The organism is Bradyrhizobium sp. (genome assembly GCF_050014615.1).
In the GTDB taxonomy this organism is placed as follows: Bacteria; Pseudomonadota; Alphaproteobacteria; order Rhizobiales; family Xanthobacteraceae; genus Bradyrhizobium.
In genome coordinates, this window is sequence record NZ_JBEKCZ010000136.1 from 1 (window position 1) to 14,437 (window position 14,437).

General features: G+C 62.9%; 19 protein-coding genes and 1 pseudogene. 14 read left to right on the plus strand and 6 right to left on the minus strand.

Annotated elements, in window-relative coordinates:
- The 7 genes and pseudogenes from ABR948_RS20615 to ABR948_RS20645 form a co-directional block, all read left to right on the plus strand.
- Positions 1 to 387: pseudogene (locus tag ABR948_RS20615) on the plus strand (signal recognition particle protein); the annotation flags it as partial.
- A gap of 155 nt (positions 388 to 542) precedes the next feature.
- Complete coding sequence (gene rpsP, locus ABR948_RS20620; RefSeq protein WP_428121398.1) at positions 543 to 878, plus strand: 30S ribosomal protein S16; 336 nt, start codon at positions 543 to 545, stop codon at positions 876 to 878.
- 18 nt (positions 879 to 896) lie between these two features.
- Positions 897 to 1,424, plus strand: coding sequence for a ribosome maturation factor RimM (gene rimM, locus ABR948_RS20625; RefSeq protein WP_428121400.1), 528 nt, complete (start codon positions 897 to 899; stop codon positions 1,422 to 1,424).
- 2 nt (positions 1,425 to 1,426) lie between these two features.
- The gene (gene trmD, locus ABR948_RS20630; protein ID WP_428121403.1) at positions 1,427 to 2,233 is read left to right on the plus strand and encodes a tRNA (guanosine(37)-N1)-methyltransferase TrmD; all 807 of its coding nucleotides are present in this window, start codon (positions 1,427 to 1,429) and stop codon (positions 2,231 to 2,233) included.
- 215 nt (positions 2,234 to 2,448) lie between these two features.
- Entirely contained in the window at positions 2,449 to 2,832 is a 384-nt protein-coding gene (rplS, locus tag ABR948_RS20635; RefSeq protein ID WP_428121405.1) for a 50S ribosomal protein L19, read from the plus strand.
- Positions 2,833 to 3,177: 345 nt separating this feature from the next.
- Positions 3,178 to 4,590, plus strand: a complete 1,413-nt coding sequence (gene leuC / locus ABR948_RS20640; RefSeq protein ID WP_428121407.1) for a 3-isopropylmalate dehydratase large subunit — start codon at positions 3,178 to 3,180, stop codon at positions 4,588 to 4,590.
- A 215-nt stretch (positions 4,591 to 4,805) separates the two neighbouring features.
- On the plus strand, positions 4,806 to 5,009 hold the full coding sequence (locus ABR948_RS20645; RefSeq protein WP_428121409.1) for a hypothetical protein: 204 nt from the start codon (positions 4,806 to 4,808) through the stop codon (positions 5,007 to 5,009).
- Positions 5,010 to 5,094: 85 nt separating this feature from the next.
- Here ABR948_RS20645 and ABR948_RS20650 read toward each other — a convergent pair whose 3' ends face one another.
- Positions 5,095 to 5,289 (minus strand): hypothetical protein, encoded by a 195-nt coding sequence (locus tag ABR948_RS20650; RefSeq protein ID WP_428121411.1) that lies wholly within the window; start codon positions 5,287 to 5,289, stop codon positions 5,095 to 5,097.
- 285 nt (positions 5,290 to 5,574) lie between these two features.
- Here ABR948_RS20650 and ABR948_RS20655 point away from each other — a divergent pair, with 285 nt between their 5' ends.
- Complete coding sequence (locus ABR948_RS20655) at positions 5,575 to 5,811, plus strand: hypothetical protein (RefSeq protein WP_428121413.1); 237 nt, start codon at positions 5,575 to 5,577, stop codon at positions 5,809 to 5,811.
- A gap of 1 nt (position 5,812) precedes the next feature.
- Here the strand turns inward: ABR948_RS20655 and ABR948_RS20660 are convergent, their stop codons facing one another.
- Positions 5,813 to 6,160 (minus strand): hypothetical protein, encoded by a 348-nt coding sequence (locus ABR948_RS20660; protein ID WP_428121415.1) that lies wholly within the window; start codon positions 6,158 to 6,160, stop codon positions 5,813 to 5,815.
- A 129-nt stretch (positions 6,161 to 6,289) separates the two neighbouring features.
- On the opposite strand from ABR948_RS20660, the gene ABR948_RS20665 reads away from it, so the two are divergent.
- The 3 genes from ABR948_RS20665 to ABR948_RS20675 all read left to right on the plus strand — a co-directional run bounded on the left by ABR948_RS20665 (position 6,290) and on the right by ABR948_RS20675 (position 8,556).
- Positions 6,290 to 6,688 carry a metallopeptidase family protein gene (locus ABR948_RS20665; RefSeq protein WP_428121417.1) on the plus strand — a complete coding sequence of 133 codons (399 nt, stop codon included), beginning with the start codon at positions 6,290 to 6,292 and terminating at the stop codon, positions 6,686 to 6,688.
- Positions 6,689 to 6,856: 168 nt separating this feature from the next.
- Positions 6,857 to 7,462 carry a 3-isopropylmalate dehydratase small subunit gene (gene leuD, locus ABR948_RS20670; protein ID WP_428121419.1) on the plus strand — a complete coding sequence of 202 codons (606 nt, stop codon included), beginning with the start codon at positions 6,857 to 6,859 and terminating at the stop codon, positions 7,460 to 7,462.
- Positions 7,463 to 7,758: 296 nt separating this feature from the next.
- The gene (locus tag ABR948_RS20675) at positions 7,759 to 8,556 is read left to right on the plus strand and encodes a hypothetical protein (protein ID WP_428121422.1); all 798 of its coding nucleotides are present in this window, start codon (positions 7,759 to 7,761) and stop codon (positions 8,554 to 8,556) included.
- A gap of 51 nt (positions 8,557 to 8,607) precedes the next feature.
- On the opposite strand, the gene ABR948_RS20680 is transcribed toward ABR948_RS20675, so the two are convergent.
- Positions 8,608 to 9,480: an HpcH/HpaI aldolase/citrate lyase family protein gene (locus tag ABR948_RS20680; RefSeq protein ID WP_428121424.1), complete on the minus strand. Its 873-nt coding sequence runs from the start codon at positions 9,478 to 9,480 to the stop codon at positions 8,608 to 8,610.
- A 99-nt stretch (positions 9,481 to 9,579) separates the two neighbouring features.
- Between ABR948_RS20680 and ABR948_RS20685 the strand changes: the two genes are divergently transcribed.
- Positions 9,580 to 10,230, plus strand: a complete 651-nt coding sequence (locus ABR948_RS20685; protein WP_428121427.1) for a carbonic anhydrase — start codon at positions 9,580 to 9,582, stop codon at positions 10,228 to 10,230.
- A gap of 18 nt (positions 10,231 to 10,248) precedes the next feature.
- On the opposite strand, the gene ABR948_RS20690 is transcribed toward ABR948_RS20685, so the two are convergent.
- Both ABR948_RS20690 and ABR948_RS20695 read right to left on the minus strand, forming a co-directional pair.
- Positions 10,249 to 10,800: a TIGR00645 family protein gene (locus tag ABR948_RS20690; protein ID WP_428121429.1), complete on the minus strand. Its 552-nt coding sequence runs from the start codon at positions 10,798 to 10,800 to the stop codon at positions 10,249 to 10,251.
- 33 nt (positions 10,801 to 10,833) lie between these two features.
- Positions 10,834 to 11,868, minus strand: a complete 1,035-nt coding sequence (locus ABR948_RS20695; protein WP_428121431.1) for an aspartate-semialdehyde dehydrogenase — start codon at positions 11,866 to 11,868, stop codon at positions 10,834 to 10,836.
- Positions 11,869 to 12,009: 141 nt separating this feature from the next.
- Between ABR948_RS20695 and ABR948_RS20700 the strand changes: the two genes are divergently transcribed.
- On the plus strand, positions 12,010 to 12,876 hold the full coding sequence (locus ABR948_RS20700) for a hypothetical protein (protein ID WP_428121434.1): 867 nt from the start codon (positions 12,010 to 12,012) through the stop codon (positions 12,874 to 12,876).
- Positions 12,877 to 13,067: 191 nt separating this feature from the next.
- Positions 13,068 to 13,448 carry a hypothetical protein gene (locus ABR948_RS20705; protein WP_428121439.1) on the plus strand — a complete coding sequence of 127 codons (381 nt, stop codon included), beginning with the start codon at positions 13,068 to 13,070 and terminating at the stop codon, positions 13,446 to 13,448.
- A 173-nt stretch (positions 13,449 to 13,621) separates the two neighbouring features.
- Here ABR948_RS20705 and leuB read toward each other — a convergent pair.
- Positions 13,622 to 14,437 (minus strand): 3-isopropylmalate dehydrogenase (gene leuB, locus ABR948_RS20710; protein WP_428121437.1); only part of this gene is annotated, 816 nt, incomplete at its 5' end.

The following is a 14,437-nucleotide window of genomic DNA, read 5'->3' on the forward strand; positions in this document are numbered from 1 at the left end:
AAGAACCCCGACATTCTCAAGGCCAGCCGCAAGAAGCGCATCGCCGCAGGCGCCGGCCTCAAGGTCGAGGAAGTCAACAAGCTCCTGAAGATGCACCGGAACATGGCCGACATGATGAAGGCGATGGGCTCGGGCAAGCGCGGCCCAATGGCCGGCATCGCGCAGGCGATGGGGTTTGGCGGCGGCATGCCGTCGCCCGACCAGATGAAGGCGCTGGCCGAGAAGATGCCGGGCGGCGCTGGCGCCGGCGGCATGCCCGCATTACCGAAAGACCTTCCCGCCGGCCTGCGTTCAGGCCTGCCGAATTTGCCCGGACTGACCGGCTTGAGCGGCAAGCCGACCCTGCCGGGCCTCGGCGGCTTTCCCGGATTGGGGAAGAAGAAATGAGAGATTTCGTCATTCCGGGGCGGCTCGCAGAGCCGAACCCGGAATCCCGATGTGAACGATCGCTGAGATTCCGGGTCTGCGTGCTCCGCACGCATCCCGGAATGACGCGCAGGATCAACTAAGCCAACACCACAGATTTTTTAAGGAGAACCAAAATGTCAGTCGTTATCCGCCTCGCCCGCGCAGGCACCAAGAAGCGCCCGGTTTACCACGTCGTCGTCGCCGATTCGCGCTTTCCGCGGGATGGCCGCTTCATCGAGCGTCTTGGCCATTTCAATCCGCTGCTGCCGAAGGACAACGAGGCGCGGCTGAAGCTCGACATGGACAAGGTCAAAGCCTGGCTCGCCAAGGGCGCGCAGCCGTCGGACCGCGTCTCGCGCTTCCTCGATGCCGCCGGCGTGGCGAAGCGCCCCGCGCGCAACAATCCGGAAAAGGCCGTGCCGCGCAAGGAGCGCAAGGCCAACGCCGAAGCCGCCGCCAAGACGGCGTAAGCGTAACGGCGCGCGGCGGTGCCCGCACCGATTTGCGTCGCCCGTATCGGCGCCGCGCATGGCGTGCGCGGGGCGGTGAAGCTGTGGACCTTCACCGAAGACCCGCTGGCCGTGAAGCGTTACGGGCCGCTCACGACCAAGGACGGCGCGCGCCAGTTTGAAGTGGCGAGCGCCCGTGAAGCCAACGGCCATCTGGTCGCGACGCTGAAAGGCGTCGCCACCCGCGAGGAAGCCGAGCGCCTCAATGGCCTCGAGCTCTATATCGCGCGCGAAAAACTGCCTGCTACCGACGAGGACGAATATTACCACGCCGATTTGATCGGGCTCGCCGCGGTGACGGTTGCGAATGAGCCGATCGGCCGTGTCACCGCGATCCACAATTTCGGCGCCGGCGACATCATCGAAATCGCGCCGCCGCACGGCGCCACCATGCTGCTGCCGTTCACCAATGCCGTGGTACCCACCGTCGATCTTGCCAAAGGGCACGTGGTGATCGTGTTGCCGGATGAAATTGATGGCGACGATCCGACCACAGCGGGCGCCTGAACATGACCGCCAACACAAATGCAAACATAACCCCCTGGCGCGCGACCGTGCTGACGCTGTTTCCGGAGATGTTCCCGGGACCGCTCGGCGTCAGCCTGGCCGGCAAGGCGCTGGCCTCGGGCCTGTGGGCTTTGGAGGCGCGGGACATCCGGGATTCCGCCACCGACCGCCATCGCAGTGTCGACGATACCCCGGCCGGCGGCGGTCCCGGCATGGTGCTGCGCGCCGACGTGCTGGCGGCCGCGATCGATGCGGCGGACATATCCCCGGACGGGCCCAAGAACAGCCCTAAGAACAGCCCTAAGAACGGCCCCAAGAACAACCCAAAGGATCGTCCACGCCTGCTGATGAGCCCGCGGGGTCGGCCATTGACCCAGTCCCGGGTCGTGGAACTCGCCGCAGGGCCCGGTCCCTTGATCGTGTGCGGCCGGTTCGAGGGCGTCGACCAGCGGGTGATCGCAGGGCGCGGGCTCGAGGAAGTCTCGGTCGGGGATTACGTGCTGTCCGGCGGCGAAATCGCAGCCATGGCGCTGATCGACGCCTGTGTGCGGCTGCTGCCGGGGGTGATGGGAAAGCTCGCTTCCGGCACTGAGGAGAGCTTTTCCGACGGGCTACTGGAATACCCGCAATATACCCGCCCGCAGGAGTTCGAGGGCCAGCCGATCCCGGAAATCCTGCTGTCGGGCGACCATGCCAAGGTCGCGGCCTGGCGTCTGGCCGAGGCGGAAGCCCTGACCAGGGCCAAACGGCCCGATCTGTGGGCCATCAAAGTCCGCCAAAAAAGCCCAAAAAACACGACAGACGGGTGACAACGCCCGGCCTTTGCCGTATAGGAGCGCCAAATCCGCGCACCGAGCATGTTCCGGCAAAGTGGTACCGGTTTGCCGCAAGAAGATGCTCTAACCAATTGAATTGCGCGTATTCTTTTCGCAAAACCGGTATCCACTTTTGCGGAATACGCGCTACAGGATAACCGAACACTCGCGCAGCCCTCTCTGGGCGCGCCGCCGATGGAGATTTCGCGATGAACCTCATTCAACAGCTCGAAAAAGAGCAATTCGACAAATTGTCCGCCGGCAAGGTGATTCCGGATTTCGGTCCGGGCGATACCGTGATCGTCAACGTCAAGGTGGTCGAAGGCGATCGCTCGCGCGTGCAGGCCTATGAAGGCGTCTGCATCGGCCGTTCCGGCGGCGGGCTCAACGAGAGCTTCACGGTCCGCAAGATTTCCTACGGCGAGGGCGTGGAACGCGTGTTCCCGGTGATGTCGCCGATGATCGACTCGATCACGGTGGTGCGTCGCGGCAAGGTGCGCCGCGCCAAGCTGTATTACCTGCGCAATCTGCGCGGCAAGTCGGCCCGCATCGTCGAGAAGAAGACCGACCGCGCCGCTGCCGTCGGCGAGTAATTCTCTTCGCCAAGGATTTGGCCAAGGATTTGGCCAAGGATTGGTTGAAAAAGCGCGGGCTTGTCCCGCGCTTTTTTTGCGGCACCGCGTCATTGCGCGCCAAGGGCGCAGCAAACGCATATCGCGCTTCAAATCCGCGTGTGCTATAGCACCGCAATGTTTCCAGGTCGCCAATCCATCGCGTCTCGCGTCGTGCTCGACGATCGCAGCCGTTTGCCGTGGCGCTTCTTCGGCCGGCTGACCACAGCGGCCCTCGCGGCCTGACGCGCTAGCGCGCATTCGCAGCGCCCTTTCGTCGTGCCCTTTTGCATTTTCGATTCAAATCCCGATTCAAGGCCTGACATCATGTCCGATAAAAAACCCACCACGCTGTACGACAAAATCTGGAACGACCATCTGGTTCACGAGGCCGATGACGGCACCTGCCTGCTCTATATCGATCGCCATCTGGTCCACGAAGTAACCTCGCCGCAGGCCTTCGAAGGCTTGCGCGCCACCGGGCGCAAGGTTCACGCGCCGGAGAAGACGCTGGCCGTGGTCGACCACAACATTCCGACCACCGATCGCAGTAAGCCCAATCCGGACCCGGAAAGCACCGAGCAGATCCGCGTGATGGCCGAGAACGCCAGGGAATTCGGCATCGAATATTTCAACGAGTTCGACAAGCGTCAGGGCATCGTGCATGTGATCGGCCCCGAGCAGGGTTTTACGCTGCCCGGCACCACCATCGTCTGCGGCGACAGCCACACCTCCACCCACGGCGCCTTCGGTGCGCTGGCGCACGGCATCGGCACCTCGGAGGTCGAGCATGTGCTGGCGACGCAAACCCTGATCCAGAAAAAAGCCAGGAACATGCGCGCCATCGTCGACGGGCAATTGCCCGACGGCGTCACCGGCAAGGACATCATCCTGGCGATCATCGGCGAGATCGGCACCGCCGGCGGCACCGGTTACGTGCTGGAATATGCCGGCGACGCGATCCGCGCGCTGTCGATGGAAGGCCGCATGACCGTCTGCAACATGTCGATCGAGGGCGGCGCCCGCGCCGGCCTGGTCGCGCCGGATGAAAAGGCCTTTGAATTCCTGAAGGGCCGCCCGAAATCGCCGAAGGGCGACAATTGGGACGCCGCGATGCGCTACTGGGAAACGCTGCGCTCCGACGAGGGCGCGCATTTCGATCACGAGATCAGGCTGGATGCCGCCAAACTGCCGCCGATCGTGACCTGGGGCACCTCGCCGGAAGACGTGGTGTCGATATCAGGCGTGGTACCGGATCCCGATGAGATCGCCGATGAGGCGAAACGGCTGTCGAAGCACCGCGCGCTGAACTACATGGGCCTCAAGGCCGGCACCAAAATCACCGACATCAAGCTCGACCGTATCTTCATCGGCTCCTGCACCAATGGCCGGATCGAGGATCTGCGCGCGGCGGCCAAGGTGGTCGAGGGCAAGACCGTCAACGGCAATCTCAACGCCATGATCGTGCCGGGCTCGGGCATCGTGAAGGAACAGGCGGAAGCCGAAGGCCTCGACAAGATTTTCATCAAGGCCGGGTTCGAATGGCGCGAGCCGGGCTGCTCGATGTGCCTGGCGATGAACCCCGACAAGCTCAAGCCGGAAGAGCGCTGCGCCTCGACCTCGAACCGGAATTTCGAGGGCCGCCAGGGCTTTAAGGGCCGCACCCATCTGGTGTCGCCGGCGATGGCGGCGGCCGCGGCGATCGCCGGGCACTTTGTCGACATCCGGGAATGGCGGTAGCGCATGATCCGGAAAAGTGGGAACCGGCTTTCCGAAAAGATCATGCTTAAACAAGAAGATGGGCGACGAGCATGATTCAACGCAGTTGAACCATGCTCTAGCGTTTTCGAACGCCGCTTTCCTCAACCTCGACGCATTGCCGAAGCAACTCGTTAAGCGTTTGGGGGCAGACTTGTCGGCCTAGCGGAGGCGAGGCGTTTCGCGAGGAGCCCACCATGGCCGACAAGGCTGAATTCGTCGATATGATCAGCGAGGCGACGCGGCAGACGCGCCGCCGCTATGCGCCGCGCGTGGTCGAGCCCGAGGTCAAGGAGACGTCGCGTCTCAGTCATTGGCCACCGGACCGCTGGGTGCAGTGGCGGATGGAGACGCTGACCCCCTGGAAACTAAAATCCTGGAAATTCAAGAACTGGGATTGAGTGCCAAGGCTCGCTGCATAAAGTTCTCAGCAAAAAGACAGGCCCGCAAGCGGGCCTGTTTAGTGTCACCTGATTCAAGGCGCGCTTAGTGGCAGTGCCGGCAGTGATGGTGCCAACGATGATTCCAACGCACTTCGGTCGTCCCCTGCTTCGAGCTTTCCTGGACCGCCGCAGCAGCGCCGGGATTGGCCAGCGACAGCGCCTGGGCGCGTTCGGTTGGAGCAGCAAGCATGAGCAATGCGCCAACCGCGGCAAGCCCCAGAATTCTCGTCACCTTCATTGATATTCTCCCTTGGGTCATCGGATGTCACGCCAGCGCCGCGGGACCGACCGAATCGGACCCACGTCGTGGCGCAGACCTAGGCTGTAACGGGTGACGTGAACGTGAAATGAATGCCTGCGCCCCGTCAGCAACGCGCATCGCGCGATCCGGTTCCGCGCCGCACCACAACATTCACAAGACATCTTTCAAAACCGGCCTAGGCTGTGGCCCGTATCTTCTGCAGGCTTGCGTTACAGGGGCAAGCTTCCCTTACAGGAGCAAGCTTCCTTACAGGAGAGTGTCATGGCTACATCCGGAAAATGGCATCGGCGCTCGCATTTCGCTGTTGCCGTCGCGTTGACGGCGACCGTCTTGCTCCCGGCCCATGCGGCGCTGGCCTCCCAGGGACCCGGCGGCGGTCCCGGCACCGCCAGCCATTTCATCCAGCTGGCGATGGCCATTATCGTCTACGGAAGTTCGGCGCTGGTGGTCGGCACCGGGCTGATCGGCGCGATACGAAGCGCGCTGAGAACGGTTTAGGTCAACCGCGGCGCCAGTGGCAGCTCATGCGGGGCACGATCACGGTGCCGCTCGGCCGGTATTCCTGCACATAGGTTGCGTTGCACTCCCGCACCGCATTCTGGCCGGGGAAATACCGCGGATAGACGTCATCGGGATCGGCCTGCTCACGCGGATAGATGCGAAGGCGCGTGGTCGGCCGCCTGGCCGGGGGCTGCGCGGGCGGCTCGTCCGCCGACGGCTGCGATGCCTGCGCGGTCCGCGTCCCCTGCGCTGCAGTTTGCGCCTGCGCGCCCGCCGCGAGCAGTGCAACAGCCCCCGAAAAAAGGCCTGCCAAAGCCACCGATAATACCGCTGCCCTGATCCGCATCGTGACGCCCGCCCAAACCTGTTTAAGACCGATACGGTCTCCGATTGCGACGGCAACGTCAACTGCGGCTCTCGGGACAAACGCCAGTTCCGGGATGCATGCCCGCGGAAGGCGCGTTAAAGAAAGGTGATGTGGACCACGGCAAAGGCGCCATCGCTGGCCGAGATCGAAGCCATGGCGGACGCCATTTTCCGGCGCCTGCCGACGGGTTTTCGCGACCTGTGCGAAGGCGTGATCATCCGCGTCGACGATTTTCCGACCGAGGAAGTCCTCGACGAAATGCAGGCGGAAAGCGAATTCGACCTGCTCGGCCTGTTCCAGGGCGTCGGCCTGCCGTTCCGCAGCCATGACGATATCGCACGGCTGCCCAACATGATCTGGCTGTATCGGCGCCCGATCCTGGATTACTGGGCCGAGCACGAGGAGACACTGGGGCGGATCGTCCGCCATGTGCTGATCCACGAGATCGGCCATCATTTCGGCCTCTCCGACGACGACATGGCGGCGATCGAGGCGGCGGCCGACTAGAACTTTTTGCGCATATTCTATTCGCAAAACCGGCATCCACCTTCGGATCAAGTCCGAGGGCATGCTTTTGCGGATCACGCGCAAGGCGTATTTGCCCTTTAATACCGGCGGCATTCGCGATAAACCACGGCACACTTTTCACTCACCTCAAGCCAAGAAGTGCGATCGATGGAAAAATTCACCACGCTGGAAGGCGTCGCGGCGCCGCTGAAGATCATCAATGTCGACACCGACATGATCATTCCCAAGCAGTATCTGAAGACCATCAAGCGCACCGGCCTCGGCAAGGGGCTGTTCTCGGAACAGCGCTACAAGGACGACGGCAGCGAGAACCCGGATTTCATTCTCAACAAGCCGGCCTATCGCAACGCCAAGGTGCTGGTCGCCGGCGACAATTTCGGCTGCGGTTCGAGCCGCGAACACGCGCCGTGGGCGCTGCTCGATTTCGGCATCCGCTGCGTGATCTCGACCTCGTTCGGCGATATTTTCTACAACAACTGTTTCAAGAACGGTGTTCTGCCGATCCGCGTCAGCCAGGAAGACCTCGACAAATTGTTCGACGATGCCGAACGCGGCGCCAATGCGACGCTCTCGATTGATCTCGTCAGTCAGGAGATCCGCGGACCGGACGGCGGCACCGTGAAATTCGAGATCGATGCGTTCCGCAAGCACTGCATGCTCAACGGCCTCGACGACATCGGCCTGACCATGGAAAAGAAGGCCTCGATCGATACCTACGAGGCCAAGGCCAAGACCGAGCGCGCCTGGGCGTAAGCCGCTTTCCTGACGCGAACCGGTCGGCCACGCCCGGATCGAGTCCGCTCTCGCATGTGATGCAAAGATTTGAACGGCGCTTTCTTTCACCCTCCCCTGGAGGGGTCGAGACGAGCGAAGCTCGCTCTCTGGGTCGGCTCGCATCGCAAGATGCGAGACGGGGCGGGGTGACGGTTTCTCCCCGCCAACAGTGCCCGAGTTGAGAGATCACCCCACCCCGATCGCACCGGACGATGCTCCGCATCGCCGAGCGCGATCGACCCTCCCCCTCCAGGGGAGGGTAAAGAAAGTGACGCATGCGGCCTGACATCGTCACCTTCTGGCATGGCCCGCTCGACGCGCTGCGGCTTCTGTGCCTGCGATCGCAGGTCGCGGCCGGCCACAATGTTACCGTCTACAGTTTCGATCCGCTGGCGCAATTGCCCGACGGCGTCGGCAATGCCGAGGCCGAGGCGATCCTGCCGCAGGCGTTCGCGGAAAGGCTGCGTCCGACCGGACCCGACGGCGTGTGGCGCGACTGGACCACCTTGCAGTTCAGCGATTTTTTCCGAATGCGGCTGATGGCGCGCAACGCCGGCCCAAACAATCCCGGCCTATGGCTCGACGCCGATGTGCTGCTGCTCAAACCGGTCGAGCTCGATCCGGCAAAGCCCTATTTCGCCTGGGAGCGGCCGCGCCAGCTTGGCAATTCGGTACTGTATCTGCCGTCCAGCGATCCCATCGTCGCGGCTTTCATGGCGCTGATGCAGCAGGACGAACTGACACCGGACTGGCTGGCGCTGCGGCACCGGCTGACCTTCGCCCTTCACAAACTGCGCGGCTCGCACCGGCCCTCGGATATTCGTCTCGCAATCTATGGTCCGGCGGCGCTGACCGCGCTCGCCCGCCGCGCCGGCGAACTGCATCATGCGCTGCCGAAGAAGTCGTTCTATGCGGTTCATGCCGAACCGAAACTGTTCTTCGAGCCGCGGGATTTTTCCGCCCTGCTCGGCGATCCCGAAATCATGGGCTTTCACGTGTCGCCAAAAGGCCGCGGCAATCAGCGGCCCGTTCCGGGTAGCCTGCATGCGTGGGCGGCGGAGCGGTTTGGTTGATCTCGTCGTCCCGGCGAACGCCGGGACGACGAGGATGGACGACACCCTCTCTCAACCCGCCAGCGCCGCGATTGAATCCGCGATCGCGATCGTGCGCCGCGCCATCTCGGCATGCAGCCGCTCCACCATCTGACCGTCGAGCCGGATCGCGCCGCGCGCGGCGTTTTCCGGCAATTCGAATGCCGCGATGATCTTGCGGGCTTGCGCGATCTCTTCCTCAGGCGGCGTGAAGATCGCGTTGCAGGCTTCGATCTGGCCGGGATGGATCAGCGTCTTGCCGTCGAAGCCGAGATCGCGCGCCTGCGCGCATTCCTGCCCGAAACCGTCGAAATCGCTGAAATCGCTGTAGGGCCCGTCCAGAATTTCGAGGCCGTGGGCGCGGGTGGCGAGAATGCAGTGGGTGATGATCGGGATCATTGCCGCGCGGCCGGGCTGCATCCGGATCCGGGTCTCGCGCGAGATATCGTTCGGCCCGAACACGAAGCCGGCCAGCCGGATCGCGGGATCACGCGAGGCCGCCGCCAGTTCCTCGGCATGCAGAACCGCGCGCGCGGTCTCGATCATCGACCAGACCCGGATCGAGGGATCGGCGCCCGCCAGCCGATCGCCGATCGCCTTGAGATCTTCCACGCTGGAAACCTTCGGAACCAGAATGCCGTCGGGCCGCGCCTGGCCGGCCATGGCGACATCGTCGATCCACCACGGCGTATCGAGCGCGTTGACGCGGATCAGGACTTCCCGCTTGCCAAAACCCTTGGCGGCGATCGCCTGCGCGATCTGGTCGCGCGCGACCGCCTTGGCCTCCGGGGCCACGGAATCCTCAAGGTCGAGGATGATACCGTCGGCCGGCAGATTGCGGGCTTTCTCCAGCGCCCGCGTGTTCGATCCCGGCATGAACAACAGGCTGCGGCGCGGACGGATCATGGCTGGTTTCCCTTCATTTTTTGTATTTCACGCGATAACATTTCAACCGCGCGTCCGAAAGACTTGTTCCCGTCATCGCCGTATGGTTTAGCCTCTGCCATGTCCTTGTTTCCAAAACATCTGCTTGAGGGCTACCGCACCTTCACGTCGCAGCGGCTGCCGACCGAGCAGTCGCGCTACCGCGAATTGTCCGAGCGCGGCCAGGCCCCGGAAGTGATGGTGATCGGCTGTTGCGATTCCCGGGTGTCGCCGGAAGTGATCTTCGATGCCGGTCCCGGCGAATTATTCGTGGTGCGCAATGTCGCCAATCTGGTGCCGGTCTACCAGCCGGACGGCGGCGCGCACGGCGTTTCGGCGGCGCTGGAATACGCGGTTCGGGCGCTGCACGTGAAACACATCGTGGTGCTCGGTCATGCGCAATGCGGCGGCATCCGCGCCTTCATCGACAATACCGCGCCGCTGTCGCCCGGCGACTTCATCGGCCGCTGGATGTCGATGTTCGTCAAGCCGGGCGAGAAGGTCGGGCAGCGCGAGCATGAGACGATGGCCGATTTCACCGTCCGCATCGAGAAAGCGGCGGTGTTCCGCAGCCTGGAAAACCTGATGACATTTCCCTTCGTGCAGGCCGCGGTCGCGCGCGGCGAACTGCATCTGCACGGGGCCTATTTCGGCGTCGCCGAGGGTTCGCTGTTCGTGCTCGATCCGGCGGCGAAGGAATTTCACAGCGTGCGGGAAGAAGTGGGCGAATAGCTACCTGCTCAACGCCGTCTATTTGCTGCCGTGATCGCCGCCCCAGCGATCCGACAGCGCCAGCACCAGCGCCGAGATCACGAACACCAGATGCACCGCGACCAGCCAGCTCATCTTCTGGACGTCGAAGGCGGCGTCGATATTCATGAATGCTTTCAACACCTGGATCGCGGAAATCGCGACGATCGAGGCCAGAAGCTTTTGTTTTAATCCGGCGAAATCGACCTTGGTCATCCATTCCGGCCAGTCCGGGTGGCCACCGGCGTCGATCCGCGAGACGAAATTCTCGTAGCCCGAAAACACCACGATCAGGATCAGGTTGCCGGTGAGCGAGACGTCGATCAGGCTGAGCACGCCCAGGATGATATCGGTTTCCTTGGCGGCCGGCGCATGCAGGATGAATTCCCACAGCATCAGCAGGAATTTGTACAACAGCACCGCGAGACTGACGACGAGGCCGAGATAGAACGGCGCCATCAGCCAGCGGCCGTTGAACAACACGCTCTCGAGCCCGTTCTCGACGCGTTTTAGCGTCGGATTCGGTTGATAGGGTGCCGGTTGTTCGGTCATCGCGATTCCGGCCCCCGCCCGTTGCGCCGCTTTTTACGCTGCTTTTTTCTTGGCGCTGATCAGCTTGCGGTTGATCAGGCATTCGGCGATCTGGACCGCGTTCAGCGCGGCGCCCTTGCGCAGATTGTCGGACACGCACCATAGCACGAGGCCGTTGTCGACGGTGGGGTCGGCGCGGATGCGGCTGATGTAGGTGGCGTCCTCGCCCGCCGCCTCGTACGGCGTGACGTAGCCGCCCGGTTCGTGCTTGTCGATCACGAGACATCCCGGCGCATTGCGCAGGATGTCGCGTGCCTCGTCGGGCGAAATCGGATTTTCGAATTCGATCGTCACGGCTTCGGAATGGCCGACAAACACCGGCACCCGCACGCAAGTCGCGGTCAGCTTGATTTTGGGATCAAGAATCTTCTTGGTCTCCATCATCATCTTCCACTCTTCCTTGGTGTAACCGTCCTCCATGAACACGTCGATCTCGGGGATCACGTTGAAGGCGATCCGCTTGGGGAATTTCTTGTTGACCAGTTCGCTGTTGGTATAGACCGCCTTGGTCTGCGAAAATAACTCGTCCATGGCGTCCTTGCCGGCGCCCGAGACCGATTGATAGGTCGAGACCACGACGCGCTTGATCACCGCCTTGTCGTGCAGCGGCTTCAGCGCCACCACGAGCTGCGCGGTCGAGCAGTTCGGATTGGCGATGATGTTCTTCTTGACGAAGCCACTGACCGCATCGGCATTGACCTCGGGCACGATCAGCGGCACGTCCGGATCCATCCGCCACGCCGACGAGTTGTCGATCACGACCGCGCCGGCGGCGCCGATTTTCGGCGACCATTCCTTCGACACCGCGCCGCCCGCCGACATCAGGCAGATATCGACGTCGCTGAAATCGTAATGCTCGAGCGCTTTGACTTTCAGGGTGCGGTCGCCATACGAGACTTCAACGCCCATGCTGCGGCGCGACGCCAGCGCCACGACTTCGTCAGCCGGGAATTTGCGTTCGTCCAGGATGTTGAGCATTTCCCGCCCGACATTGCCGGTCGCTCCGACCAGCGCGACTTTGTAACCCATCGTTCACTCTCCGAAGAAAAATCCCTCGCCCCCGCCTGCGGCGGAAACAGAAGAGGCAGCGCTTCTATGCGAGAAACGCCTTTAAGACAACGTTAGACTGGAGCACCGCCCATTGGTGCTCACTGCCGATTTGGGCATTTGATGCGATCGTTCTGGACCACCCCTGCCTCTCCGCATTATCCGACCAGCATTCACCCGGCGCTGAACAGCTTTGCCGACGAATGCGCCGGCACGCTGGCGCGCCTGGCCGCCTATGTGGGCGTTCTGACCCTGCTTGCCATGGCCGGCCTGCGTCTTTGGGACGAATTGCCGGTCGCCGCGACCGCTGAACCCGCCGCCAAAGCAGGCTGGAGCCAGGCCTTGCGATCGCACCCCGCGTTCGCCGTCAGCCAGACCGATCTGCTAGAGAAAACAGAGACTTATGAAATCTTCCGGCACCCCGAAGGGGGCCGCAAGGACATTCTTCATTGGATGGCTCCAGCAACGACTCAAAGCGAAAAGCCGGTGGCGGAGCTGGAAATCTACCGGCCCGGCGGCGAATTCAGCCGATCTGAAGCCGGCGGCGTCGAGATCGCGGCCCGGATGGACGCCCAAGGGAACTCACAAGTGAATTCACAAGGAAACTCACAAGGGAGCCCACAGGGCTCGCCCGGACTGGAGGCCGCAGGGGTCATCGACAGCAAGTTCGGCCCGGTGGCGCTGCTCCGCCTCGCGGGCAACGCGGACGGGGCGAAGTCCTGCCTTGGCTTTATCAAGCGGATCGCCGATCCCAACCTGCAACTATCCGGCTGGAGCTGCCAGGGCGATGGGCTGCCGGCCCGGCGCGCCGCGATCGGCTGCATGCTCAACCGGCTGACCCTGCTCACGGCTGGAAATGAACCGAAATTGGCCGAATTGTTCGCCCGCGCCGAGCTGAAGCGCGGCAGTTGCGCTGCCGCCGCAACCTCGGCGACCTCGGTGGACTGGGTGATGGGCACCGAAAATCCCCGGCTGCGCGGCCTGCTCTGACCGGCACATCCGCCAGAACAAGGCGGCTTTAAGGCGCTGGCTTTTATGCGACTTTTTCGTCATCCCCGCATTATTGTGACGCAGTGTGGCCCGTTTGACCTTGTGACGGCGCACCCCCGGCAGCTAAAATGATTGCCAACAAAGATGATCTGCAATCGGATATGGCGACCCGCCAGCCACATGAGGACGTGATGATCTCCAAATTTCCCGCCGTAAACAGGCTTGTGGTTTTGCTGGCGGCTGTCGCCGTTGTCGCGATCGGCCTCGGCGCGACACAGGCCAACGCGCAAACACGCAAGGTCGATGACAATGGCCGTCCCATTTATGGTCCGAATGGACCCAACTCGTCCTATCAGCAGGGCCCGCACACCCGCATCTACGTCACCAAGCGCTCCTGGCTTGACGCCGGCGTCGAAGTATTGCCGGGCGACCGCAAGTTCACCGATTACGCGTTTCCGCCCGATGTCGGATACCCATCATTCGCGCGCGAAAACAAGAATCGCCCGATCGACCGCCAGCCGCTCAGCGCGCCGTCTGATCTGGGCGGGTATCCCACGGGCATCCCGTTTTGAACGGGTTTAGGTCGCAATATTAGACGCGGTCGTCCCGGCGAACGCCGCGACCCCAGCGTGAGCGTAACTGCGCTCATCGCGACACCGTGTCGTCTCGACGCTGTTAAACGACCTGCATAAACGCGAACAGTTTGGTTATAGGTCCCGGCTCAAGGCCGGGACAACGTTCGCACTTACCCGTGCAGCGCCTGCAATTCTTTCAGAACCGCCTCGCCCATCTGCGTGGTCGATACCGCTGTCGTGCCCTCGGACTTGATGTCCGCGGTGCGCAGGCCGCTTTCAAGCGCGGCCGCGATCGCGGCGTCGAGCTTGTCGGCGAGCGCGCCCATGTCGAAGGAATAGCGCAGCGCCATTCCGAACGAGGCGATCATGGCGATCGGATTGGCCAAACCGCGGCCTGCGATGTCAGGCGCCGAGCCGTGCACCGGCTCGTACAGGGCCTTGCGCTTCCTGCTCCTGGCGTCGACCTCGCCGAGCGAGGCCGAGGGCAGCATTCCCAGCGAGCCGGTCAGCATCGCCGCGATGTCCGAGAGCATGTCGCCGAACAGATTGTCTGTCACGATGACGTCGAACTGCTTCGGCCATTTCACCAGATTCATGCCGCCGGAATCGGCGAGCTGGTGCTCGAGCTGCACGTCCGGATATTCGCGGGCATGGACCTGGGTCACCACCTCGTTCCAGAGCACGCCCGATTTCATCACATTGCGCTTTTCCATCGAGGTCAGCTTGTTGCGGCGCTTGCGGGCGAGATCGAAGGCGACGCGGGCGATGCGCTCGATTTCATAGGTGTCGTACACCTGCGTATCGATGGCGCGCTTCTGGCCGTTGCCGAGATCGGTGATGGTCTTCGGCTCGCCGAAATAGACCCCGCCGGTGAGCTCGCGCACGATCATGATGTCGAGGCCCTCGACCACCTCGCGCTTCAGGCTCGATGCATCGGCCAGCGCCGGGTAACACACCGCCGGCCGCAGGTTCGCAAACAGCCCGAG

Excerpts from the sequence above, each read along its gene's own strand:
- rpsP (WP_428121398.1), top strand. The coding sequence starts at position 543 with ATGTCAGTCGTTATCCGCCTCGCCCGCGCAGGCACCAAGAAGCGCCCG.
- ABR948_RS20655 (WP_428121413.1), top strand. The coding sequence starts at position 5,575 with ATGGCTACATCCGGAAAATGGCATCGGCGCTCGCATTTCGCTGTTGCC.
- ABR948_RS20650 (WP_428121411.1), bottom strand. The coding sequence starts at position 5,289 with ATGAAGGTGACGAGAATTCTGGGGCTTGCCGCGGTTGGCGCATTGCTC.
- ABR948_RS20695 (WP_428121431.1), bottom strand. The coding sequence starts at position 11,868 with ATGGGTTACAAAGTCGCGCTGGTCGGAGCGACCGGCAATGTCGGGCGG.
- ABR948_RS20705 (WP_428121439.1), top strand. The coding sequence starts at position 13,068 with ATGATCTCCAAATTTCCCGCCGTAAACAGGCTTGTGGTTTTGCTGGCG.
- leuD (WP_428121419.1), top strand. The coding sequence starts at position 6,857 with ATGGAAAAATTCACCACGCTGGAAGGCGTCGCGGCGCCGCTGAAGATC.
- trmD (WP_428121403.1), top strand. The coding sequence starts at position 1,427 with ATGACCGCCAACACAAATGCAAACATAACCCCCTGGCGCGCGACCGTG.
- ABR948_RS20685 (WP_428121427.1), top strand. The coding sequence starts at position 9,580 with ATGTCCTTGTTTCCAAAACATCTGCTTGAGGGCTACCGCACCTTCACG.
- ABR948_RS20660 (WP_428121415.1), bottom strand. The coding sequence starts at position 6,160 with ATGCGGATCAGGGCAGCGGTATTATCGGTGGCTTTGGCAGGCCTTTTT.
- ABR948_RS20645 (WP_428121409.1), top strand. The coding sequence starts at position 4,806 with ATGGCCGACAAGGCTGAATTCGTCGATATGATCAGCGAGGCGACGCGG.
- ABR948_RS20665 (WP_428121417.1), top strand. The coding sequence starts at position 6,290 with ATGTGGACCACGGCAAAGGCGCCATCGCTGGCCGAGATCGAAGCCATG.
- rplS (WP_428121405.1), top strand. The coding sequence starts at position 2,449 with ATGAACCTCATTCAACAGCTCGAAAAAGAGCAATTCGACAAATTGTCC.
- ABR948_RS20680 (WP_428121424.1), bottom strand. The coding sequence starts at position 9,480 with ATGATCCGTCCGCGCCGCAGCCTGTTGTTCATGCCGGGATCGAACACG.
- ABR948_RS20690 (WP_428121429.1), bottom strand. The coding sequence starts at position 10,800 with ATGACCGAACAACCGGCACCCTATCAACCGAATCCGACGCTAAAACGC.
- ABR948_RS20675 (WP_428121422.1), top strand. The coding sequence starts at position 7,759 with ATGCGGCCTGACATCGTCACCTTCTGGCATGGCCCGCTCGACGCGCTG.
- ABR948_RS20700 (WP_428121434.1), top strand. The coding sequence starts at position 12,010 with ATGCGATCGTTCTGGACCACCCCTGCCTCTCCGCATTATCCGACCAGC.
- leuC (WP_428121407.1), top strand. The coding sequence starts at position 3,178 with ATGTCCGATAAAAAACCCACCACGCTGTACGACAAAATCTGGAACGAC.